We start from the raw sequence: 22,496 nt of genomic DNA, 5'->3' as shown, positions 1-22,496 counted from the left end.
ATACCATCGAAATGTGAAATCTTTGTGTCACATTATCATTTTTTTGTCATAGATTTTAAAAAATAACATACTTTTATAATAAAAGTATGTTATTTATCTGCTTCATAAAAATCTTTCGTTAATATTTTATCAATGAATTATTAACCCCAAATGAATTCAAAACAAAACTTCATATTCTAAGTAAAAAGGATATTTCTATCCTTCTAATCTTGCGATTACTTTTTCTTTACCAAGTAACATAATTGAACTTGCCAAGTCTGGACCATGCATAATACCTGTAGTCGCAATACGAATTGGCATATAAAGCATTTTCCCTTTGACTTTTGCTTCTTTTTGAGTTGCTTTGATACAAGCTTGAATATTCTCTTTTGTGAAATCTTCTAACTCCATTATTTTTTCTTTAAATACTTTTAATGTCTGAGGAATAGATTCATCTTTCATAAATTCTTTGGCTTCATCATCCAAATGTAATTCATCTTCAAAGAAAAGAGAAACAAGTTCAACAATTTCTTTACCATATGATAACTGATCATGATAAACTGCAATTAAATCTCTTACCCATTGATCATCATGTTGTGATAAATCATATGCTTCTTTTAAAAATGGTAAACATAAATCAACAACTTCATCTAAAGATCTCTCTTTAATATATCGGTTATTCACCCATTTTAATTTATCTTTATCAAACATAGATGGTGATTTAGATAAACGTTTTTCACTAAATTCTTTAATCAATTCATCATGATTAAAAATTTCTTGTTCGCCTTCTGGAGACCATCCTAACAATGCCATAAAGTTAAACATAGCATCTGGTAAATAACCATCTTCTTTATATTGAGAAATAAACTGCATAATTGATTCATCACGTTTAGAAAGTTTCTTTCTTTCTTCATTAACAATTAATGTCATATGTCCATAAGTTGGTGCAATCCACCCTAACATATCATAAATCATCAATTGTTTTGGTGTATTGCTTAAATGTTCCTCACCTCTAAAGACATGTGTAATATCCATAGAATGATCATCAATCACAACTGCATAATTATAAGTTGGTATCCCATTCGCTTTAACTAAAACCCAGTCTCCAATATCTTCAGATTCAAAAGACACATGTCCTCTAATCATATCTTCAAATTCATAAGTTTTTCCTTCAGGAACTTTCACTCTAATTGTATAAGGCATTCCAGCTTCTTCATTTGCTTTGACTTGTTCTGGTGTTAAATCACAACATTTACGATTATATTTAGGTGCTTTTCCAGCAGCTACTTGTCTTTCATGTTCCGCATCTAATTCTTCTGATGTACAAAAACATTTATAAGCATAACCTTTTTCTAATAAGATATCGGTATATTTTTTATAAATATCTAATCTTTCCATTTGTCTATATGGAGCATATTGAGGATTTGGTTTTAAAGGAGATTCATCAGGGATAATTCCTAACCATTCTAAATTTTCTAACTGACTTGCTTCTCCACCTTCAATATTTCTTTCAATATCAGTATCTTCCAATCTGAAAATGAAATCTCCACCATGGTGTTTAGCAAATAAATAATTAAACAATGCTGTTCTTGCACCACCAATATGTAAATGTCCAGTTGGACTTGGTGCATATCTGACTCTTACTCTATCCATAATTTATCCTTCCTTATTTAATAGTACAACACTTTGAGAAACAATACCTTCTTTTCTTCCCACAAAGCCGAGTTTCTCTCCACGTGTTGCTTTAATATTCACTTGTGTGATATCACAATGTAAAACACGAGCAACATTTTCTCGCATCTTCATAATATGAGGTGCCATTTTAGGCTCTTCACACATGATAATGCTATCAATATTTCCAATTGTATATCCTTCTTGTTTCATCAATTGATAAGTATGTTCCAAAAGGATCATTGAAGAAATCCCTTTATATTGAGGATCAGTATCCGGAAAATGTTTTCCAATATCACCTAATCCCATTGCTCCAATAATACTTTCAATAATTGCATGTAACAAGACATCCGCATCACTATGACCTTTTAATCCCAATGTATAAGGTATCTCCACACCACCAAGAATCAACTTACGTCCTTCTACTAACTGGTGAATATCTATAGATTGCCCAATTCTCATCATGTTTATCACCTTCCTGACCTATTCTAGCATAAATTTCATGAATATACAAAAGCAAAGTCATCTTCTCATCACTATTTTTGAAAATGCAGTCGTTTATCAATTTGATACTTCTTCCGACTCGGATTTCCTTCTACTCTCATAATTTCAAAATCCTTTAAATCATAAACACATGACCATATTGTATCCATTCCTTTTTTTCTATCATACTGACACATAAAGCCATACTTTCCAGACAATAACGCCTGCACATTTTCGATTTTTTCATTATTTTTTATTTTCACAAAAGATTCAAGCGTCTGATATCTTTCATGTGAATGAATATCGTCCTCACATTGATACTGATATGATTGTAATTCTTGAGATATATAGTGATTCGTCGTAAAAATAATACCTTTTTGAGGCCATCTTACAATGAGACAATCACAATTACATTCAACAACTGCTATTTCACCTGTTTTATCTGCTAATGTAATAGTTTGAGCAGAACCAATTGGTAATCTTTTTAATGCTTGTATTGCTTCTTTTGTTGTTTGACATTTTTCCAGTAGATATCTCACAAGCATTCCTGCATTGATTCCAGGTAGGATATGCGTCGGATACAACAAAGTCAATCCTACTGCCAATCCCCACTCATTCACACCATCTTCCATTTCACTCCATGCTGTTGTATGACCTATAAATGCATATGTGCCATCTAATTGATAGTAAGGACTATCACAAAGTTTTTCGATATCCACAAGAAAATCACTATTTCTGCCTAACAGCAAACATTGTGGTGAAGAAATAGCAATACATGAACAATGTGTATCATATGTATATGCATACATACTTAACAAAAAACTTGCAATCGTCATAAAAGAAACATGCATACCATCAGCCATCCCTTTTATCTCTTGAAGAATTTCTGGATAATGCTTCTTATAAATAGGTATACATTGAATTGCATACTCTTCTCTTTCTTTTGAAACTTTCATTTGTTGTAACAAGACAACACCATTTTTTAATAACCTGTTTCCATATTGAAACCCAGCCTGATAATGAGTTTCTTTCCATCTTGAATGATACATTTTTACAACTCTCCTTTATTCTTTTTTCGAGAGTTAGCGCTAACCTATCTTTACCATAAGTCATTCAAATTTTTATGTCAACAACTATATTTTATTATGGAGTTGTTGATATATTTTTTGCATTTTTTCATCTATTTTCGCAATCTCAATCGCACATTCCTTAAGTTGACTGCTGACCTCTTCATTTTCACAATGATGATTTTTGTAATAAAGTTCATGTTCTAAACTTGCCCAACAATCCATTGCAATTGTACGTAATTGAATCTCTACTGGAATACTGACTTTCCCATTTTTTAAATAAATCTGAACACGGACAACAAGATGAAGAGAACGATAGCCACTTTCTTTAGGATAATCAATATAATTTTCTTTTTTAACGAGTTGTATATCTTCATGCATAATTAATAATTGAGACACATATTGAATATCATTAATATAATGACAAACAACTCTCAATCCAGCAATATCATTTAATTGATAGAATCCTTTTTTATCTATAGAATAACCTTTTCTTGCCATTTTTTCTAAAATACTATCCGGTGTTTTTATTCTTGATTGAATATTATGAATTGGACTATCCCCATTCTCACACTTCAATTCATCATCAATACTTTCCAGTTTCGTTTTCACAATCTGAATAGCACTACGATATGGCTGCATAAATTCCCAATTCATTTTCAAATCTTTTAACATTTCTTCAAATTCCATACCATCACCTTGCTATATTATAAATACATACTTTGATATGTTTATCATATATTCATGTGAAAATATGGAAAGGAGTATTTTCTGCTTATTTCCCTGGAAATATAAAATTATCTTTTATATTTAATATTAAGATAGTCACTCATCATTGCTTTTCAACAATCAATCAGTTATGATATTGTTAAATAACAAATCTTTAGAAAGGATGAAATCATTCATATGAAAAGTAGCCCTGACAAACGTAAAGCTCGTGGACAAATAGATATTGATGAATTGAAACAATTACAATGTCTTTCTAAACATGAATTGATTCAACAGATGCATTCTTCACCTTCTATCAGAAGTGCCTGTATTCGTTTATTATCAGAAAAATATCATAACGATGAGGACTATACAGATATTTTACTAACCCAGCTTCAAAAAGAAACTGCCCTTTATACCAAAATAGAAATTCAAGAACAATTATCGCTATATGGAGATGTTAAGCAAATGTGTCAGTATTTAGGAGAAATAGGACACAATCAATATCATGAGATGCCATCAAAAAGTTCTTTGAAAACAAGTTATCCTTTACCACGAGATATCATTGCAAGGAGTTTAGCCCACATGAACATGCTGCATTTTTCGGATTTTGTATCTCTTTTACCTCAATTATCTTTAAAACAACTCCAAGAAGCCATTGATGCTTTTGGTTTTTTATGTTTCTATCATTGTCAGCAGGCAAATGATAAGCATTTCAACCTCATCAAAGAATTCTATTATCAATATTTAGATAATGAATTGATAATCTGGAAACTCACAACTTGTTTAAGTGCCTTCCCTCAAAGTAAAGATTTTCTTTTAGAAATCAAAGCACATCAAAAACACCCTACTATTCTTATGGAAGTAGAGCGTTCATTAAAACTTATTTCTCGCTTAAATAATCATTAAGTTGAATACCATTTTTCAAAGCATAAAGAAGATGATCTTCATCCTTTATGTTTTTAACTTTGTCTTCTAAAATCGTTGCAATAAAACGCATATCATCATCAAGCGTTAATGGCCAGTAAAAATAGAAATTTTGCTGTTCTGTAAATGTAAATGAAAAATCTGGAACATAGATTTCATAGGCAATCGGAGAGCCTATTTTCATATAGCGTTTTTTAGGTTCAATCATAACTTCAGCAATTTCATCATAGCGATAAAAATGCATTAATTGATCATCTTTGCCAAATATGACAGCCCAAAAATATCGAAGATTACTAATAAAGCCATCAAAGCGATAATAACGCAACCCGTCACTTAAAAATTCAATCGACTGATTCATTGTATGGTCAATTGTATCCCCTAAATATAGTGACGAAACTTGAAAATTTGATGCAATATAAAGACTTTCTATCAATACAATACTGACAATATAAACAAGCACTGTGAAAGATTGAGATAGTTCAATTCCAGCAAAATCAAAAATAAATGTACCTATGATTCCACCAAACAAAGATGGAATGAGACCATAAAGTAATTTTCTTAAAGCCCACGAACGTGTTAATTTTCGACCTAAAGAAACTGCATTTGTTGTTTTTTGGAAACCTAATGTCTTTTTTGATGGCTTGACTTTGATTTGTGTCAGTGCTGGAATAAGCGGTATATCTCGCTCTTGATAATAATCAACTGTCTTTTTCACTTCTTTTAGATCTTCTATATGTTTCTCTAAATGAATCTGATTGATTCTTAAACATTCTTGAAAATCTAATTCTCCATTCATAATTCCTTTCACATCATCAATAGAAATATTAAGATTTCTTAAAAACTTGACGATTCTTAGAATCTGTAAATCCTCTTCACTATAATGACGATAACCATTTTCATCTCTATGTGGATGAACGAAACCCTCTTTTTCATAATAACGAATTGTATGCTTTGAAAGCCCCAATTCTTTTTCAACATCATTTGTTTTCATAATCTTCCTTCCCTTCTATCATCATTAAACACTATAGAGTCTCTCTATAGTCAAGAGGTTAGAAAGATTTTTTACATGAAATGTTCTTCATCTGCTGGAAAAATGACTCCCGCTTTTCTTCTTGCAATCGTTTGAACTTCCATAACAATTAAACTATGTTCTAACATTTCATAACAAGATAAATAATCCTGTTGCTGATACATTCTTTCAAAAGCTTTAAATTCTTCATACATACGATGAACATCTTTATTAACATCGACTCTACAAGTTGTTCCATCATTCATAAGAAGTTGAAAAAAACCAATATAACTCACTGGTGTAGGAATTTGAATACATCCCTTATCACCTTGAATTGTATTTGATAATGGTGCTTTACAATCTTTAGCCCCAATACAAACACATTTCATTGTTTCATAATCTAAAATAAGAATTCCTGATGTATCAATACCTCGTTCAATATTAGGATAATATTGAACATCTTTAGGTTTACCAAACAATCCAACAACAAAATGAATATTATAAATATTGAGATCCATTAAAGCTCCTCCAGACTTTGTATAATCAAAGGCTGGTAAAATATCTCCTTGTAAAAAAGCATTATAACGACTTGAATACTGTGAATAATTACATTCAACAATCTTTATATTTCCTAAATCAGGAAGCAAAGATTTTATTTTTGCATAATTAGGAAGATATTGATTAGTAATGGCTTCCCATAAAAACAAATGATTTTTTAAAGCTAATTTTTTTAATACTTGTGCTTCTTCAACATGCGATGTCATTGGTTTTTCAACAATAACATTCTTCTTTGCTTCTAATGCCAATTTTGCATAAGAATAATGTAAATGATTTGGTAAAGCAATATAAATCGTATCAACTTCCTGATCATTTAATAACTCTTCATAATGAACAGAATATCTTTGCATATGATGCGAAGAACACATCTCTTTCAATATCTCTTCACTACGTTTTGTTCCAGAAATATGAATTAGTTCAATGCCTTCCACTTCTTCAATAAATGATAATAAATCTCTGACAATCATTCCACTGCCAACAATTCCTAATTTCATCTTTATTCACCTCATTCTTATTTTATCATAACAAAGAAAATATAGAAAATTATTCTTATGATTTATTATTTGAAATCTGTACTTTTTATTATAAATTAAAAAAATCTGGCATAATATACCAGATTATCAATTCATATATTTTGCTAAAGTTACAGCAATACCATCCTCATCATTTGACAAAGTCACTTCATCAGCAATATCTTTTAAATCTTGTACAGCATTAGCCATAGCCACACCAGTACCAGCATAACGTACCATTGATGCATCATTATGCCCATCACCAAAAGCAATCATTTCTTCTTTTTTGTATCCTTTAGGAATCAAAACAGTATCTAATGCTTTGGCTTTATCAATTCCCTGTGCAGTAAATTCAAAATAAAATGGTCCTGTAAACATACAGCTTAAAGTTTCTTTAAATGGTTCCATCATTTCTTGATAATGAGCTTGTAAATATTCTGGATCACTTGTTGTTAAGATTTTATTCAATTCAAAATCAACAAACTCTGCCAAATCATCAACTTCACATAACTTAAACTTTCCACCACGTGATTCATATTGAATAACATCAAACGGTGCACCATTGAATTGAATCATATTATCATATACATTATTAACAAACATATATTCCCCTTTATCAATCATTGGACGAACCTTTTCAAATTTTTTCATATGTTCAAGTACAGCTTTTCCTTCTTCAACACTTAATGCCTGATTAAATAATGTTTCCATTGTTTCACAATCAATAACCTTAGAACCATTATATGACACTAACAACCCATGATGTTGATCCATTTTTAACTCTTTAGCAATATCTAACAATCCTGATGTTGGTCTCCCTGATGCTAAAACCAATATAGCTCCTTGTTCTTCTGCCTTTAATAAAGCTTCTTTCGTTTTTGGAGTAATCACTTTTTGTGTGTTTGTCAATGTCCCATCAACATCCATAATAATAACTTTTATACTCATTTTCCCATCCTCCTCTATTCATATATCATATAGATTTCAAATTATTTTTCAATAAAACAAACAGATTATGAAAATAAGTTCCTTAACGGAACTTATAAATATTCAAAAACATCTAATAATGATTCTAATACTGTCACTTGTGGATCATCTGTTTTTTCTTTACTGATGAGAAAAGCTCGCATTCCTACTGATTTTGCTGCTTCCATATCTTTATTTAAACTATCACCTATATAAACTGCTTCATTTGCATTTAATTTTGTTATTTCTAATGCTTTTTCAAACATTTCTTTAGCCGGTTTATAATAATGAGTCGTTTCACTAGAAATAATACCCTTAGGTTTTAATTCTAAATTTTTCATACTTTCTTCAACATAGTAAGTATCATTATTAGTAATGATATAAATTGGTAATGGACATTGTGCAAAAAAATCATATGTGTCATCATAGGCTGGTGTATGCATCCAATGCTGTGTAAGCAAATCACAGTATTCGTGACTGTCACCTTCTAATTGAATTTCTTCTTTAATTGCATCAAATGCTTCTAATGCAATATCATACTCTTTTTTATAATTTTCTCCATTATATTGTTTTAATAATTCATCATGTTTTTGATACCACATCTCAGCAATTTTTTGAGGATCCTTTTCAATGGAATGATCAACACATTTTTGAATCAATGATTCTAAATATTCACTTTGTTCATAAACCAATGTTCCCATATGATCTATAAATATTGCTTTTAACATTTTTCTACCTCCTAAAAGAAATCATTTGGTTTTGCTACAGCACATGCTTTCTTTAATTTTTCAACTAATGCTTCAATGATAGAAGCATCACATTCTCTAGCCTGTCTTGGACACATACTCACACAACGCATACATGATATACAAATATCAGAATTTGTTTCACGAGGATGTTCAAGTGAAATAGCCCCTACAGGACAAAGTTTACCACATAATCCACATTCTGTACATTTTTTTGTCGCAAATGGCACCATCGCACTTACATGATATTCACGATATGGGATATTGCCAGATACAGTAATCTCACGATAAGGAGATTTCAGTCGCTCTTTAATTGTATGAATAAACAAATCAATTTCATGATAATCTGTGGCATCTGGTCGCCCTTTTCCAAATTGATGCATGATTGAATGCTCACATACAATTGCCATAGCAGCTATACAAATAAAACCATTCTGATTTAAATTTGTTTTTAACTCTATCAAAGTATCTTCATATGCTCGATTTCCATAACTGGCAATCATAATTACTGGTGTATGATCCCCTTTAATCATATTCAATCTTTCTATAGCAATTTGTGGAACACGCCCACCAAAAGAGGGAACACCAATGATACAAATATCTTTTTGTTTCATCTTAATTGTCAAATCTTGATGATTAACAGAAAGATCAATATCTTCATATTGTCCTAATTGTTGACTCACATAAGTGGTCAGCTTTTGTGTATTTCCTGTTGGACTAAAATATATATTATAATGCATTGATTCCCCTCCCTCACAATATCGATCTTCACAAACTTCACAATTTTCTTACTGAACTGCTTCAATTTTTCTAAATAAACGTATAAGTGCTGTCACACGCCCACTTCGATAATTAAGGTAATAAAAGTTCTTTGTTCCCTCTTCTCTCATTCCAACAACACCACAGTTCTTTAATATCTTCAAGTGATGTGATAATGCGGTTCTAGAAATATGAATCTCTTCTACAAGATCACCAACTCTCATACCACCCATCTTCATATTTTCTAATAAACATAAGATAATACTTTGTCTTGTCGTATCACCCAATACAGAAAGAATAGGACGACATTCATTAAATTCTTTTGCTAAACTTTTTCTTGTCTCTCCCATACATCTTTCCCTTTCGTCAATATTCATTGACCATTATATACATAAAATGGAAAAGTATCAACATTGGTTAAGCAAATCAATACCAATCAAATTCCAAATTCTTTTGCATAAATAACAGAACCATCTAAAATAGGTGCATTTTCTTGTAACTTTATAGCCATAAAATTATCTGATGGCATACCTTCAGGAACGTGAATACCAAATTGAATAGCTGGAATATACCCCATACGTGGATAATATGTTTCACTTCCCAGCACGAGAGAATATGAATAACCTCGTTCTTTTGCAATTTTATGTCCTTCCTTAATCAATGCAGTTCCTATACCTTGTTTTTGATATTCTGGGTGCACTGACAATGGGGCTAAGATTAATACTGTCTCATGACCAACTTTTCCTTTTGTAAATAAGATATGACCTACTATCTTATCATCTCTTTCAGCTACCAAAGAAAGTTCGGGTATAAAAGCATCACTTGTTCTCAGTGCATTGGTTAAATCATGTTCAGTTCCATCACTATGCTCTGCTGAAGCAAAGGCTTGTTTAATAAGGGTATAAACCTCTGCATAATCATTCTTCGTTTCTTGTCTTATTAACATTTTTTTCTCCTCTATTTTCTCTATAGGTGTTGTCATTTCAATATGATTCCCTTCACTATCAATAAATTCTACAACCCAATTATCTCCAATCTGTGTCAATGGAAAACACAGTTCCAATTGTGCGATCTTCGATTGCAGAATTTCTAAACTTTCAACTTCTAAACTAGGCAAACAATTGCTGCCAAAAATATGTTCTTCTCCCATTTTCTGATATGCAAATAATCCTAATCGGAAACCATGAATATCAAAAACACTATAAATTTCATCCTTAATTAATACTTTCTGTTCAAGCAAGTTTTCATAAAAAGTAATTGCTCTAGCCATATCATTTACACATAAATACATTGATTTTATATAGCATTCCATTTCTATACTCCTTTACATAACATAATTATTCATACATAACTCTATTGATTTCACATTGACTATAAATAAGTATACATGATAAATATAACAAAGAAAAGATGTTACGAAAACTGAAGAAATATTCATTTCAAGTCTCGCTCTTTTATTATTTTATGAAGAACATCTAAAATATACATCAGTTATCTCTATTTACAATCATTGGAAACTACGAAAAGAGCATGAAAATTTTTTTCTAATCACAACATTTTTTATATTATAAAAGAGATACATTTAGCGTATCTCTCTATGAGTTGGAATAATAACAACCGATTGACTGTATAAATCTTTATAAGCTTTCTCAACAATATCTTTTGGATAAGCCGTATTTTTCTTTTGCATTGGATCATTAAAATAATAAAAATTCTGATCGTAGCCAGTTAATAATAAACAATGTTCTGGTGATTTCCATATTATAGGTTCTTTTGTTTCTTCATCTAACCATGTTTTTGTATTTTTTAATGGTTTCATATTGACTGATGCCCATAAAATGACAGGAATATCATATTGAATATATTTCTCACATAACTCTTGTATGGGAACATCATAAAGTTCTTTAACCCTATATTCTTTATCTTGCAACAATACATTTAAAGCTTTGTAAATAACTGGTGCATAGCAACCATAACCCGTCAAATCATATGGATTACCTGGAAACTGTTTCCAAGGATTACTTCCCCATAATTGCCCTTCCTTCATATAAGGTGCAATTCCTTTTTCTAAATACTGATCAATAAATTCCTCAGGAGTAACATTGAATCCAAAGTATTGAAGTGCCATAACAGTTGAGACACTTTCACATCCTGTAGGATACTTTTCTCGTTGATTAATGAAGGGCACATCAAGTAAACAACTGTCTTTTACAACCTGAGATTCTTGATCTTGAGAAGACTCTATAGTCTTATAAACCCATGTACTTGTTTCAACTGACTTGTTTTGTTCATTCAACACTATAAGTATAATTCCAAAAATGATTATAACAAATAATACATTTCTTATCCTCATAATTCCACCACCCTTTAGGGCAGTATAATGAAGAAATCAACATGAAATCTTCACCGAATTGTAAGAGAAATGTAAAAGATTACTTTTTACTAAAAATAAATCCTGATATATCTTGAAGTTCTATATTAAAGATTAATATAAGACTTGTATCTTGGTTCTCATCTGATGGCTGATAAATCATAAAGATTTCATTTTCATCTGCCATTGTATAAAAATGAGCTGATATTAAATCTTTACTATAACTCATTGATGAAGGTAACAATGACCAATTCACCATATCATCTATAACTTGATTAATTTTTAAAAATGGATTACTTAAATGATTATTCATATCTATATGATATAAATTTTGATATCCATATTCATTAACTCTATTAAGATAATCAATAGATTTATCTCGTTCTTCCTTATTAGGCTTATATCCAGTTTTTGGTTGAACATAACAATAAATGGTTTCACTCGCATTATTATGCGAATGAATATAATTCAATATAAAAGTCTTTTCATCAATAGTTTGGTATTCATAGTCTTTTAAAAAGATTGATTTACCATTTTGACTATTATACTTTATAGACTGATACATATCATCTAAATTTTTAGGCTTAGCTTTTTCATTTATCTCAGCTAATATTTCAACAATATCTTTGTCTCCTTCTTTATAATGAGATGCTAAATACTCTTGAGTAGATGTAAATGAAGGTAAGGATTCAGAATAATCACTCCACAATGATTCCATAATATTTTTATCTAAGGCTAATGACTGTGATGTTATAGCTTCATGAGATGTTATACTTCCTTTATAATCAGGCAACAAATACTCCATTATTATTCTTTGAAGAAACGATGTTGCGATTACTATACATATAAGTATGATTATAAATTTATACGTTTTCAATAACACTCTCTCCTTTCATTCGAATAATAACACATGTCCCTTTACCAAGTTCACTTTCAATCAACAATTCTGCACCATGTACTTTAACAATTTCAACACATAAAGCAAGTCCCAATCCTGCACCCCCTGATTGTCTAGAGCGAGACTTATCAACCATATAAAATGGTTCTACTACTTTTTCAATTTGGTCTTGGCTCATACCTATCCCCTGATCACAAACCTTGATTTCAATGACATCCTTTTTTTGATGTGCTTCTAAAAGAATCTCTTGTCCTTCTTTCGATGCCTTCATAGCGTTATCAACAAGGTTATATAATAATGATTTGAACAATGTCTTGTCTACACAAAGAGAAACATCTTCATAATTGACAAGAAGTGCTATATGATTTTTATCAAGAATAGGAGAAATACTTTTTTGAACATCTTCAAATAATTCTTTTATGGATATATTTTCTAATTCTAATACAGTTTGATCAGTCGTCACTAATTCCAAAAGTTTAGTAGATAAACTCTGTAAACGTTTAGCCTCTTTAAAAATAATATTTGAATATTCACGACGCTCTTTTTCATTAACATCTTTTTTTACTCTTAAAATATCAGCAAAGCCTAAAACTGATGTTAATGGTGTTTTCATTTCATGAGCCAAATAATGAATAAATTCTTTCCGATTATCTGCTAATTCCTGAATTTTATTTGCATCTCTTTCAATTGATTCCGCCATGATATTAATATTCGATGCTAATTCTTTAAACTCAACCGTTCCCTCTTCTGGTAAACGGAGATAATATTGACCATGAGCAATTTTCAATATTGATTGATTCAAAGTTTTTAAAGGATTAAGAAGTTTTAATGTAATCATAAGCAATATAATTGATAAGACACTTGCAAATATAAAAGCAACTCCTTGTATTAACAAGTGTTGATTATAATATTGTTCATAGAGAAGTGAAATATCTATGATTGTATACAAATGATAATTTTTAGATTCTAAATTTAAAGATGAGCCAGTTATTAAATAAGACTTATGATTGTACTCTTCAATAAGTGAACTATAGTTCTGCTGATTTTTTACTGTTTCAACAAACTTTGACGCTTGTTTTAAAATATTTAGAGACTCTCCTCTAATCACCTCATCTTGATCATTTAAAATCATGATATCACTATTATCAATATTATATGGTTTTAATTCAATGTTACGAAGAGTAGATTCCACTTGTTCTTGATTTAAGAATAGTGGTTTTTCCTGTACATGATATGCATCTCCATTTAAACGTTTGTTAACAATAGAACTTGAAAGAATTTTTTCAATATACTCCTGTTTTGTAATCGCCTGTTGTTTTTCACGATTGATAATTGTGGAAAAATTAATCTGTACAACCATGACAGCAGTCATATCAACTGCCAAAACAATGAATACTAATGAAACCAAAAATACTTTTTGCCAAAGTTTCATCTGTTTCACCTACTCTCTAAACGATAACCCAATTTAGGTATTGTGACTAAACACTTCTCAAGTCCCAATTTTTTTCTAATTTGTTGAATATGTATATCAACTGTTCTTGTTTCACCTTCAAACTCATATCCCCATATCTCTGCCAATAACCTTTCGCGTGTCAAAACGATATCAGGATGTTGTAAAAAAAATACAAATACGTTAAATTCTTTAGGAGTCAAGGCAATCATTTCTTCTTTTTTTGTGATGATATGCTGTTCTACATCCACATTTATATCTAAATACTGATAACATCTCGTTAATTTATGAGCCCGTCTTAAAACAACTTCTATTCTTGCTAATAATTCAATAGATTCAAACGGTTTAACAATGTAGTCTTCTGCTCCTAATCGCAATCCCTTTACTTTGTCAGCCACATTCTGTAAAGCAGTCAAAAAAATAACTGGTATATTTCTCTTTTGAATTCTTTTCATAACCTCAAACCCATCTGTTTCTGGTAGCATTATATCTAGCAAGATCAAATCAAACATTTCCTGATAAATCAAATCAATAGCAGCTTTACCATTATGGCATACTTTTGACTCATACCCACTCAATGAAAGAGTTGTTACAATAAGTTTAGCAATATTCTCATCATCCTCAACAATCAATATTTTAATCATATCTCTATTTTTCCTACCCTTTCATTTAAAGATTTCGAAACGCATTTTCTTTTACTACACAAAATCATATCATAACCGTTTTAGAAAGCAATAAGAAAACTATGTAAACAGATAAAGTCTTTTTCTCTTTACATAGTTTCTTTTGACTTATGACTTATTTTGACTTGCAGCGGTAATAAAACCTTGGAATAATGGTTCACTATGATTAGGACGTGAACTAAATTCCGGATGGAACTGACATGCTACAAAATAAGGATGATCTTTTAATTCAATGATTTCAACAAGATTTCTTTCTGTGTTCTCTCCAGAAACAATCATGCCATTTTGTTCCAATATCTCTTTATATTTATTATTAAATTCATAGCGATGACGATGTCTTTGCTGAATGACTTTTTGACCATATAAATGATATGCTTTGGTTCCTGGTTTTAAAGTACAGGCATAATTTCCCAGTCTCTGAGTGCCACCCATATCATCTAATGACTGATCACTCATTAAGTGAATAAGAGGTGTATGACATAATTCATTAAATTCTATTGAATTGACATCTTCTAAATGACACACATGTCTAGCAAATTCTATTGATGCCAATTGCATTCCTAAACATATTCCTAAAAATGGGATTTTATTTTCTCGAGCATATTGAATAGCCATAATCATTCCTTCAACTCCACGTTCTCCAAAGCCACCCGGAACCAATATACCATCTGCACCCTTTAACATCTCATCAACATTATTGTCATGGATATCTTCAGCATTGACCCAGTCAATATGAATGGTACTATTTTCATAATATCCAGCATGTCTCAAAGCTTCATTAACTGATAAATAAGCATCAGGTAATTGGACATATTTCCCTACCATTTTAATTGTCATCTCTCGATTCAATCCTTTTACACGACGAATCAGCTCTTCCCATTCTTGCATATTGGCTTTAGGTGCTTCAATACGAAGATGATTCAAAACCAAATCATCCATATGTTGATCAAGTAACATTATAGGTAACTCATAGAGAACATCAACATCATAGTTTGAAATAACTGCTTCTGTTGGAACATTACAAAATAATGAAATCTTATCTTTTAATTCTTGGTCAATATATTTTTCACTACGACAAACAATTAAATCTGGTTGAATTCCATATCCTCTTAATTCTTTCACACTATGTTGAGTTGGTTTTGTTTTGACTTCATGACTTGCACCAATATAAGGTAATAACGTTGTATGTATATATAAGGTATTTTCATATCCTAAATCTAAACGGACTTGTCTAATCGCTTCTATAAAAGGTAAACTCTCAATGTCTCCAACTGTTCCACCTATTTCGGTAATCATGATATCAGCCTGACTGCTTTTTGCAGCTGCATATATTTTTGCTTTAATTTCATTAGTAATATGTGGAACAACCTGTACAGTTGCTCCTAAATAGTCTCCACGACGTTCTTTAGCAATCACATCACTGTAAATTCTTCCTGTTGTAATAGATGAATTACGATTTAACTCTTCATCAATAAATCTTTCATAATGGCCAAGATCCAAATCTGTTTCAGCCCCATCTGCTGTTACAAACACTTCACCATGCTGAAAAGGTGACATTGTTCCTGGGTCTACATTAATATAAGGATCAAGTTTTTGCATAAAGACTTTTAATCCACGTTGTTTTAATATTCTACCTAATGATGCTGCTGTTAGTCCTTTCCCTAGTCCGGATACAACTCCACCTGTTACAAATATAAATTTTGTCATTATTTTTCACCTTTCTTTCTAAAAAAAATGCACATCAACGGAAAGCCGTGAGTGCCCTTTCTCATTCTAACAAAAAATAATTATCAATGCAATTATTTTTTACCTGCCTTTTCTTATATTTTTTCCATAACTCAAAACAATATACATTTTTTTATTGTTGTTTTTATATTTTTCCTTATAATAAGTATGAAGGAGGATGAATTATGACTATACCTCATATACTCGTTGTTGATGATGAAAAAGAAATTACTGATCTGATTGAGATTTATTTAACTCAAGAAGGTTACCAAGTAGAAAAAAGATATAATGCATTAACATTACTTGATGACATTGAAACTCATCATATTGATTTGGTGATTTTAGATGTCATGATGCCAGAAATAGATGGTATTCAAGCTTTAAAAATGATTCGTGAAAAATATAATATTCCAGTTATTATTGTTTCTGCAAAAACAGCAGATACTGATAAAATTAATGGTCTTATTTCAGGTGCTGATGACTATATCAGTAAACCTTTTAATGCAATGGAATTAGTGACAAGAGTGAAGGCTCAAATTAGACGTGCCCAAGTATACAATCAGCCTATCAATGATTCTTCACACATCATTGAAGCCACTGATTTAATTATTGATACTCAAAAAAAATCTGTCACTTTAGATAATGTCCCACTTGCACTCACAAGAATCGAATATAATATTCTTGTGCTCTTAGCAAGTTCACCAGGAACAGTTTTTTCTATTGAAGATATTTTTGAAAAGATATGGCATGAAAAATCAACAAATTCTAATAATACAATTATGGTGCATATTAGAAAATTAAGAGAAAAAATAGAAAGACAGCCTAGAAACCCTCGACATATTAAAACAGTTTGGGGAATTGGCTATAAATTTGATTTATGATGAGTAAAATCAGAAGACTATTTATGAGTAGTTTTCGTTGGCGACTATTAATTAACTTAATTATTTCTTATATTATGACTTTCTTGATTTATAGTGCAATGATTATTGTTTTAGAAAGTTTTGATATTTTTGGAATTTCTATTGAAATTAAATACTTTATTTCATTTATTATTTCTTTAATTATCTTTTTAATTATTTTCTTTGATCTTATGAATATCACTTTAAAGTATCTAAAAGTTTTAAGCAATACAATTCAAGAAGTAACTGCTGGTGATTATCATGTAGAAGCACCTATTGAATATGATGATGAATTAGGTTTATTGGCTGCTAATATTAATGCACTTGCTAAAACATTACACGATAAAGAAAAAGAAAGTGAAATCTTAAAAGAAAATGAACGCTTAGCATTTGATGCTGAACGTAATGCTGAAAAACAAAAAAATGATTTAATCACAAATGTTGCTCATGATTTAAGAACACCTTTAACAACAATTGTGGGATATCTTGAACTTATTAAAAATAATGATCAGCTTTCTATTGAGGATATTCAAAAATATTCTACTGTTGCTTATGAAAAATCAAAAAGATTACAAACAATGATGGATGACCTTTTTGAATTTACGAGTTTAGATCAAGCCAATGTAAAGATACATATGACAACATTAAATATATCTGAATTATTACTTCAAATGATTGATGAATTCTATCCTAATTTTCAAGAACATCATCTCACTCCAGTTGTTAAAATCAGTCAACCTAATCTTTATATTAAAGGTGATGGTCAATTGATTGCTAGAGTTTTTGATAATCTTTTATCGAATGCTATTAAATATGGTGAAGATAATCATGAAATCAAAATTGAAGTTTTAAATGATGATGATAATATTACAATTAAAATTATGAATTATGGTCATCCTATTGCTGCAGAAGATTTACCTTATATTTTTGATAAATTTTATCGTTCTGATTCTTCACGTTCTTCTTCAACTGGAGGAACTGGTTTAGGTCTTGCTATTGCAAAAAATATTGTTCATATTCATAATGGTGAAATATTTGCAACCAGTCATAAAGAAAAAACAACTTTTGTTGTTGTCTTAAAAAAATTACACATTGAGAATTAAAAAAAGATGAGCACTTTATATTTGTGTTCATCTTTTTAGATTAATAATTTTCACTCATTCTTTCGAAAAAGGCTTTTGGATATCCACAAGTTGGACATCTTTCTGGTGCCCGCTCACCTTCATAGATAAATCCACATTGACGACATTTCCATCCTTTAGGTGCATCACCCTTGAATGTTTTATCTTCTTTATAATTCTTTAATAATCTTAAATATCTTGCTTCATGTGATTTTTCTACTTTTCCTACATTTTCAAACTTGATTGCTAAATCTTCAAAACCTTCTTCTCTTGCTTCCTTAGCCATTCTTGCATACATGTCTGTCCATTCTTCATTTTCACCAGCAGCAGCAACTTCTAAGTTTTCATCAGTTGCACCAATACCATGGAATTCACTAAACCACATTTTAGCATGTTGTTTTTCCTGATCTGCAGTTTCTTCAAAGATTGCAGCAATTTGTTCTAAACCTTCTTTTCTCGCCATTTCTGCGAAATAAGTATATTTATTTCTGGCTTGAGATTCTCCAGCAAAAGCTTCCATTAAATTCTTTTCTGTTTTTGTTCCTGCATATTTTGATTTTCTTTCTTGCTGATCATTAATAGGTAAAATTCTCATCAATTCTTCTGCAACATTTTTTATATGATTATCATTTACTGTATCTACAATCAATTGTAATAAATCATGCGTATTTTGACTTTGTGGTAACATATAGCCTGCTTCTCTTGCGATATCTTCTGCCATCACACGACAAGATGTTTCTAATGCTTGTGCTAACTGTGTAATTGTTGCATCTTGATGATGTTCTTTTAAATAGTGAGCAATTGCTTCCTGTTTTGCTTTACTGCTTAATAAACGATGCAAATCCTCTACCAGCATTTCTTCTTTTGGCTGTTGTGGTGGATATTCATAAGGGACCAGTGACAAGGCATGAGATGGACATGATTGAACACACATACCACATCCAATACATTTTGATGCATCTATTTGACCATTTTCTGTATCACTTGCTCCTGTTGGACATACATATAAACAAAGACAATCTTTCGTACATAATCGAATATTTCTTAACGCGCGCATTTTACTCATAGTTCTAACCCCCTTTTCACTTCATGAATTTTTAAGCGTGGGACTTTACAGACAGGGCAAATCTCTGGTGCTTGCTGACCAATAGAAATAAAACCACATATTTCACAAACAAATACTTTTGTGTCTTTTAATAATTGATTTCCAGCTTTTTGATATTGTTCAAGAAGAGAGGCTATCATGTGAGTTGACTTTTCACTCCAAACAAGTGCTCTTTTTGCTCCTCTATCATGAATTTGATCTGCCGTTTGATGAGCCAAAGGATAATTTTGATTCAAATCTTCTTCAACAAGTGGGAGAAGATCTAATACAGATTCAGACGGAATAGCTAAACTACATTTCTGATAATAATCAGCCAATTGTAAAAACAATTCCTGTTCATGTGCTAAATACTGTTTTTCACATCCCTTAGCAAGATTAGATAACAAGATACTTAATTCTAATGGTGACCAATCTTTTGTCACTTCTTTTCTTTCCATTTTCTTCTCTGGTTCACTTACCAACTTTTTAAAAGCACTTTTTGGTGCCTTGCATATTGGACAAACCCAATTTGAATCGAGTTGATCCCATAGGACTTTTGGATTCACTTTTTCTTCATCATAGATGAATCCACATACTTGACATACATACTTTGCCATATTCTTTCCTCCTTTAGCAATTTTTATGTAAACGCTTACTTAATGTTGTAAAAATGAAGAACCAAATCTGGTTCTTAAATTTTATGAAAATGACTTGCATCAACCTTACAAACTGGACAAATATAGCCTTCTGGTAAAACATCTCCCTCATATATAAAGCCACATACATCACAACGCCATCCTGTCTTATCTTTTTCTTCTACATAAGAAGGAGCATTTTTAGGAGTTGTGCCATTCTTTTTGTCATGATATGCAGCATATGTTAAGACTTCTCCTTCATCCAAAGTTTTCGCATCCAAAACTTCACAAATAAACATCAAATGTGTCCCAACATCAACTGTTTTATTCACTTTACAAACAAACATCGCAGCACTTTCCTGAGTTAAATATTTCACTCCATTTTGATCAACATCCCATTTGATTCCCTCAAATTTATTGACATCTCTTCCGCATTGGAATCCAAATTGACGAATTGTATCCATTGAAACATCATCAAGCAGTACACTGACATTTAATACTCCACTTTTTTGTATAATTTGTGTTGTATAATTCTCCTTATTTAATGTTACACATACCTGTGCCGGTTCAGCTGTAACTTGTGTCATTGTATTGATAACACAGCCACTTTCTTCATCATTATTTTTTGATGTTACAATATATAAACCATATGATAATTTAAAAAATGCTTTTGTATCCATAATATAACCTCCTATATCCTAGTATAGCACAATTTCATAAATATAAATAGTAATTATTACTATTTAGTAAACTTTTTATAAATATCATGATTAGAGATTGCTTTTTGCAGTCTGAAAGAGTAAAATATCCTCGATTAATTACAAAATAAGAGAGGGATATATCATGAAAACTTATCAAGATATGAATCATGAAGAATTGGTTTCTTTACATACACAATTATTAGAACAATATAATTGTATGAAAGCATTAAATTTAAACTTAAATATGGCTCGAGGGAAGCCAGATTTTGAGCAGACAGAATTATCATTACCTATTTTAGATGTTATTAATAGTCATTATGATTTTGGGGATAAAATAGCTTATTGTAACTATGGTATTTTAGATGGTATTGATGAAGCGAAAGATTTCTTTGCAAAAATGCTAGATACAAACCCCCAAAATATGATTATTTATGGAAATTCAAGTTTAACAATTATGTTCGATCAGATTAGTCGTGGTTATACACATGGCTATTTAGGAAATACACCTTGGTGTAAATTACCAAAAGTTAAGTTTTTATGTCCTGTTCCTGGTTATGATCGTCATTTTGCAATTACTGAGCATTTTGGTATCGAGATGATCAATATTCCACTTTATGAAGATGGACCTGATATGGATATGATTGAAGAATATGTGAATCATGATGAAAGTGTAAAAGGCATATGGTGTGTTCCTCAATATTCTAATCCTACAGGAACAACTTATTCTGATGAAGTCGTAAAAAGATTTGCTCAATTAAAACCAGCAGCTTCAGATTTTAGAATCTTCTGGGATAATGCTTATATTGTTCATCATCTTTATGATGAACATCCTCAAGTCCTTAATATCTTATCTGAATGTGAAAAAGCTGGTCATCCTGATCTTGTTTTTGAATTTTGTTCAACATCTAAAGTGACATTACCAGGTGCTGGTGTTGCTGCACTAGCTACTTCACTTGCTAATAAAGAAGATATATTAAAACATATGTCAGTTCAATGTATTGGATATGATAAAATCAATCAGTTAAGACATGTTGAATATTTTCAAAAAATTGAAAGTCTTGATGAACATATGAAAAAACAAGCCGCTTTATTAAGACCAAAATTTGAAACAGTTTTAGATATTTTTGAAAAAGAATTAAGTGGTTTGAATATTGGAAAATGGACAAAACCTCGTGGTGGCTATTTTATTACTTTTGAAGCAATGGACAACTGTGCAAAAGATATTATTCAAAAATGTAAAGAAGCTGGAACGCTTTTAACAAATGCCGGAGCAACTTATCCATATGGAAAAGATCCTCGTGATGCTACGATTCGAATTGCCCCTTCTTATCCAACTCTTAATGAATTAAAAAAGGCTACTAAACTTTTTGTTTTATGTGTAAAACTGGTTAGTATTGAGAAATTATTAGTTAATAAAAAGATGATTTGATCATCTTTTTATTTAAAAAAAGCAAATAATATATAATAAGGGGAATTTCTATATAAGTCTGAAATAAAACGATTAGACTATAAAAATCACTTAAATTATGACCATACTTTAGAAT

23 protein-coding genes and 1 pseudogene are annotated in these 22,496 nt (G+C 30.7%); 4 read left to right on the top strand and 20 right to left on the bottom strand.

The genetic code is table 11. From position 1 onward, the window contains the following. Positions 1–195 precede the first annotated feature (195 nt). From gltX to BN1865_RS10865, 4 genes are all read right to left on the bottom strand, one after another. The gene (gene gltX, locus BN1865_RS10880) at positions 196–1,632 is read right to left on the bottom strand and encodes a glutamate--tRNA ligase (protein WP_050637264.1); all 1,437 of its coding nucleotides are present in this window, start codon (positions 1,630–1,632) and stop codon (positions 196–198) included. 3 nt (positions 1,633–1,635) lie between these two features. After that, positions 1,636–2,115 carry a 2-C-methyl-D-erythritol 2,4-cyclodiphosphate synthase gene (gene ispF, locus BN1865_RS10875; RefSeq protein ID WP_050637263.1) on the bottom strand — a complete coding sequence of 160 codons (480 nt, stop codon included), beginning with the start codon at positions 2,113–2,115 and terminating at the stop codon, positions 1,636–1,638. Positions 2,116–2,186: 71 nt separating this feature from the next. After that, positions 2,187–3,182 (bottom strand): C45 family autoproteolytic acyltransferase/hydolase, encoded by a 996-nt coding sequence (locus tag BN1865_RS10870; protein ID WP_050637262.1) that lies wholly within the window; start codon positions 3,180–3,182, stop codon positions 2,187–2,189. 84 nt (positions 3,183–3,266) lie between these two features. Beyond that, positions 3,267–3,890, bottom strand: coding sequence for a GTP pyrophosphokinase (locus tag BN1865_RS10865; protein WP_050637261.1), 624 nt, complete (start codon positions 3,888–3,890; stop codon positions 3,267–3,269). 216 nt (positions 3,891–4,106) lie between these two features. Here BN1865_RS10865 and BN1865_RS10860 point away from each other — a divergent pair, with 216 nt between their 5' ends. Continuing rightward, on the top strand, positions 4,107–4,817 hold the full coding sequence (locus tag BN1865_RS10860) for a hypothetical protein (protein WP_050637260.1): 711 nt from the start codon (positions 4,107–4,109) through the stop codon (positions 4,815–4,817). On the opposite strand, the gene BN1865_RS10855 is transcribed toward BN1865_RS10860, so the two are convergent. The 12 genes from BN1865_RS10855 to BN1865_RS10795 all read right to left on the bottom strand — a co-directional run bounded on the left by BN1865_RS10855 (position 4,792) and on the right by BN1865_RS10795 (position 16,494). Next, positions 4,792–5,826 carry a MerR family transcriptional regulator gene (locus tag BN1865_RS10855; protein WP_050637259.1) on the bottom strand — a complete coding sequence of 345 codons (1,035 nt, stop codon included), beginning with the start codon at positions 5,824–5,826 and terminating at the stop codon, positions 4,792–4,794. The two genes, BN1865_RS10860 and BN1865_RS10855, sit on opposite strands and share 26 nt — an antisense overlap. A 71-nt stretch (positions 5,827–5,897) precedes the next feature. After that, on the bottom strand, positions 5,898–6,896 hold the full coding sequence (locus BN1865_RS10850) for a Gfo/Idh/MocA family protein (RefSeq protein ID WP_050637258.1): 999 nt from the start codon (positions 6,894–6,896) through the stop codon (positions 5,898–5,900). A gap of 126 nt (positions 6,897–7,022) precedes the next feature. After that, positions 7,023–7,862: a Cof-type HAD-IIB family hydrolase gene (locus tag BN1865_RS10845; protein ID WP_050637257.1), complete on the bottom strand. Its 840-nt coding sequence runs from the start codon at positions 7,860–7,862 to the stop codon at positions 7,023–7,025. A 92-nt stretch (positions 7,863–7,954) separates the two neighbouring features. Next, a complete protein-coding gene (locus tag BN1865_RS10840; protein ID WP_050637256.1) occupies positions 7,955–8,608 on the bottom strand; it encodes an HAD family hydrolase in 654 nt (217 codons plus the stop codon). A gap of 11 nt (positions 8,609–8,619) precedes the next feature. Further along, the gene (locus BN1865_RS10835; RefSeq protein ID WP_050637580.1) at positions 8,620–9,366 is read right to left on the bottom strand and encodes an EFR1 family ferrodoxin; all 747 of its coding nucleotides are present in this window, start codon (positions 9,364–9,366) and stop codon (positions 8,620–8,622) included. 48 nt (positions 9,367–9,414) lie between these two features. Then, positions 9,415–9,735 carry an ArsR/SmtB family transcription factor gene (locus BN1865_RS18630; protein ID WP_232780375.1) on the bottom strand — a complete coding sequence of 107 codons (321 nt, stop codon included), beginning with the start codon at positions 9,733–9,735 and terminating at the stop codon, positions 9,415–9,417. 86 nt (positions 9,736–9,821) lie between these two features. Then, positions 9,822–10,697, bottom strand: coding sequence for a GNAT family N-acetyltransferase (locus tag BN1865_RS18755; RefSeq protein ID WP_232780374.1), 876 nt, complete (start codon positions 10,695–10,697; stop codon positions 9,822–9,824). Between the two features lie 270 nt (positions 10,698–10,967). After that, positions 10,968–11,738, bottom strand: a complete 771-nt coding sequence (locus tag BN1865_RS10815; RefSeq protein WP_050637255.1) for a C39 family peptidase — start codon at positions 11,736–11,738, stop codon at positions 10,968–10,970. 79 nt (positions 11,739–11,817) lie between these two features. Beyond that, a complete protein-coding gene (locus BN1865_RS10810; protein ID WP_157844118.1) occupies positions 11,818–12,633 on the bottom strand; it encodes a hypothetical protein in 816 nt (271 codons plus the stop codon). Next, positions 12,620–14,086 carry a sensor histidine kinase gene (locus tag BN1865_RS10805; protein WP_050637253.1) on the bottom strand — a complete coding sequence of 489 codons (1,467 nt, stop codon included), beginning with the start codon at positions 14,084–14,086 and terminating at the stop codon, positions 12,620–12,622. Before BN1865_RS10805 ends, BN1865_RS10810 begins: the two co-directional genes overlap by 14 nt. A 5-nt stretch (positions 14,087–14,091) precedes the next feature. Then, positions 14,092–14,748: a response regulator transcription factor gene (locus BN1865_RS10800; protein ID WP_050637252.1), complete on the bottom strand. Its 657-nt coding sequence runs from the start codon at positions 14,746–14,748 to the stop codon at positions 14,092–14,094. A gap of 147 nt (positions 14,749–14,895) precedes the next feature. After that, positions 14,896–16,494 carry a CTP synthase gene (locus tag BN1865_RS10795; protein WP_050637251.1) on the bottom strand — a complete coding sequence of 533 codons (1,599 nt, stop codon included), beginning with the start codon at positions 16,492–16,494 and terminating at the stop codon, positions 14,896–14,898. A gap of 203 nt (positions 16,495–16,697) precedes the next feature. Here BN1865_RS10795 and BN1865_RS10790 point away from each other — a divergent pair, with 203 nt between their 5' ends. Together BN1865_RS10790 and BN1865_RS10785 are read left to right on the top strand one after the other, a co-directional pair. Continuing rightward, a complete protein-coding gene (locus BN1865_RS10790) occupies positions 16,698–17,393 on the top strand; it encodes a response regulator transcription factor (RefSeq protein ID WP_050637250.1) in 696 nt (231 codons plus the stop codon). Positions 17,394–17,416: 23 nt separating this feature from the next. After that, entirely contained in the window at positions 17,417–18,514 is a 1,098-nt protein-coding gene (locus BN1865_RS10785) for a HAMP domain-containing sensor histidine kinase (protein ID WP_232780373.1), read from the top strand. A gap of 40 nt (positions 18,515–18,554) precedes the next feature. On the opposite strand, the gene rbr is transcribed toward BN1865_RS10785, so the two are convergent. From rbr to BN1865_RS10770, 4 genes and pseudogenes are all read right to left on the bottom strand, one after another. Further along, a complete protein-coding gene (rbr, locus tag BN1865_RS18750) occupies positions 18,555–19,127 on the bottom strand; it encodes a rubrerythrin (RefSeq protein ID WP_050637578.1) in 573 nt (190 codons plus the stop codon). A gap of 312 nt (positions 19,128–19,439) precedes the next feature. Further along, a pseudogene (locus BN1865_RS18745) lies at positions 19,440–19,589 on the bottom strand (4Fe-4S binding protein); the annotation flags it as partial. Positions 19,590–19,594: 5 nt separating this feature from the next. Further along, positions 19,595–20,233, bottom strand: coding sequence for a rubredoxin-like domain-containing protein (locus BN1865_RS10775; RefSeq protein ID WP_050637248.1), 639 nt, complete (start codon positions 20,231–20,233; stop codon positions 19,595–19,597). A gap of 74 nt (positions 20,234–20,307) precedes the next feature. After that, positions 20,308–20,931, bottom strand: a complete 624-nt coding sequence (locus tag BN1865_RS10770) for a flavin reductase (RefSeq protein ID WP_050637247.1) — start codon at positions 20,929–20,931, stop codon at positions 20,308–20,310. Between the two features lie 163 nt (positions 20,932–21,094). On the opposite strand from BN1865_RS10770, the gene BN1865_RS10765 reads away from it, so the two are divergent. Further along, complete coding sequence (locus BN1865_RS10765; RefSeq protein WP_050637246.1) at positions 21,095–22,381, top strand: aspartate aminotransferase type Ic; 1,287 nt, start codon at positions 21,095–21,097, stop codon at positions 22,379–22,381. The last annotated feature ends 115 nt before the right edge of the window (positions 22,382–22,496 follow it).

It is taken from the genome of Candidatus Stoquefichus sp. SB1, from assembly GCF_001244545.1.
Taxonomy (GTDB): domain Bacteria; phylum Bacillota_I; class Bacilli_A; order Erysipelotrichales; family Coprobacillaceae; genus Stoquefichus.
This window is presented reverse-complemented; position numbering and strand designations above follow the sequence as displayed.

Coding starts and splice junctions, on each gene's coding strand:
- gltX (WP_050637264.1), bottom strand. CDS start 1,632: ATGGATAGAGTAAGAGTCAGATATGCACCAAGTCCAACTGGACATTTA.
- ispF (WP_050637263.1), bottom strand. CDS start 2,115: ATGATGAGAATTGGGCAATCTATAGATATTCACCAGTTAGTAGAAGGA.
- BN1865_RS10765 (WP_050637246.1), top strand. CDS start 21,095: ATGAAAACTTATCAAGATATGAATCATGAAGAATTGGTTTCTTTACAT.
- BN1865_RS10865 (WP_050637261.1), bottom strand. CDS start 3,890: ATGGAATTTGAAGAAATGTTAAAAGATTTGAAAATGAATTGGGAATTT.
- BN1865_RS10795 (WP_050637251.1), bottom strand. CDS start 16,494: ATGACAAAATTTATATTTGTAACAGGTGGAGTTGTATCCGGACTAGGG.
- BN1865_RS10785 (WP_232780373.1), top strand. CDS start 17,417: ATGAGTAGTTTTCGTTGGCGACTATTAATTAACTTAATTATTTCTTAT.
- BN1865_RS10835 (WP_050637580.1), bottom strand. CDS start 9,366: ATGCATTATAATATATATTTTAGTCCAACAGGAAATACACAAAAGCTG.
- BN1865_RS18755 (WP_232780374.1), bottom strand. CDS start 10,697: ATGGAATGCTATATAAAATCAATGTATTTATGTGTAAATGATATGGCT.
- BN1865_RS10855 (WP_050637259.1), bottom strand. CDS start 5,826: ATGAAAACAAATGATGTTGAAAAAGAATTGGGGCTTTCAAAGCATACA.
- BN1865_RS10805 (WP_050637253.1), bottom strand. CDS start 14,086: ATGAAACTTTGGCAAAAAGTATTTTTGGTTTCATTAGTATTCATTGTT.
- BN1865_RS10840 (WP_050637256.1), bottom strand. CDS start 8,608: ATGTTAAAAGCAATATTTATAGATCATATGGGAACATTGGTTTATGAA.
- BN1865_RS10815 (WP_050637255.1), bottom strand. CDS start 11,738: ATGAGGATAAGAAATGTATTATTTGTTATAATCATTTTTGGAATTATA.
- BN1865_RS10770 (WP_050637247.1), bottom strand. CDS start 20,931: ATGGATACAAAAGCATTTTTTAAATTATCATATGGTTTATATATTGTA.
- BN1865_RS18630 (WP_232780375.1), bottom strand. CDS start 9,735: ATGGGAGAGACAAGAAAAAGTTTAGCAAAAGAATTTAATGAATGTCGT.
- BN1865_RS10850 (WP_050637258.1), bottom strand. CDS start 6,896: ATGAAATTAGGAATTGTTGGCAGTGGAATGATTGTCAGAGATTTATTA.
- rbr (WP_050637578.1), bottom strand. CDS start 19,127: ATGAGAATTTTACCTATTAATGATCAGCAAGAAAGAAAATCAAAATAT.
- BN1865_RS10860 (WP_050637260.1), top strand. CDS start 4,107: ATGAAAAGTAGCCCTGACAAACGTAAAGCTCGTGGACAAATAGATATT.
- BN1865_RS10870 (WP_050637262.1), bottom strand. CDS start 3,182: ATGTATCATTCAAGATGGAAAGAAACTCATTATCAGGCTGGGTTTCAA.
- BN1865_RS10790 (WP_050637250.1), top strand. CDS start 16,698: ATGACTATACCTCATATACTCGTTGTTGATGATGAAAAAGAAATTACT.
- BN1865_RS10775 (WP_050637248.1), bottom strand. CDS start 20,233: ATGGCAAAGTATGTATGTCAAGTATGTGGATTCATCTATGATGAAGAA.
- BN1865_RS10800 (WP_050637252.1), bottom strand. CDS start 14,748: ATGATTAAAATATTGATTGTTGAGGATGATGAGAATATTGCTAAACTT.
- BN1865_RS10845 (WP_050637257.1), bottom strand. CDS start 7,862: ATGAGTATAAAAGTTATTATTATGGATGTTGATGGGACATTGACAAAC.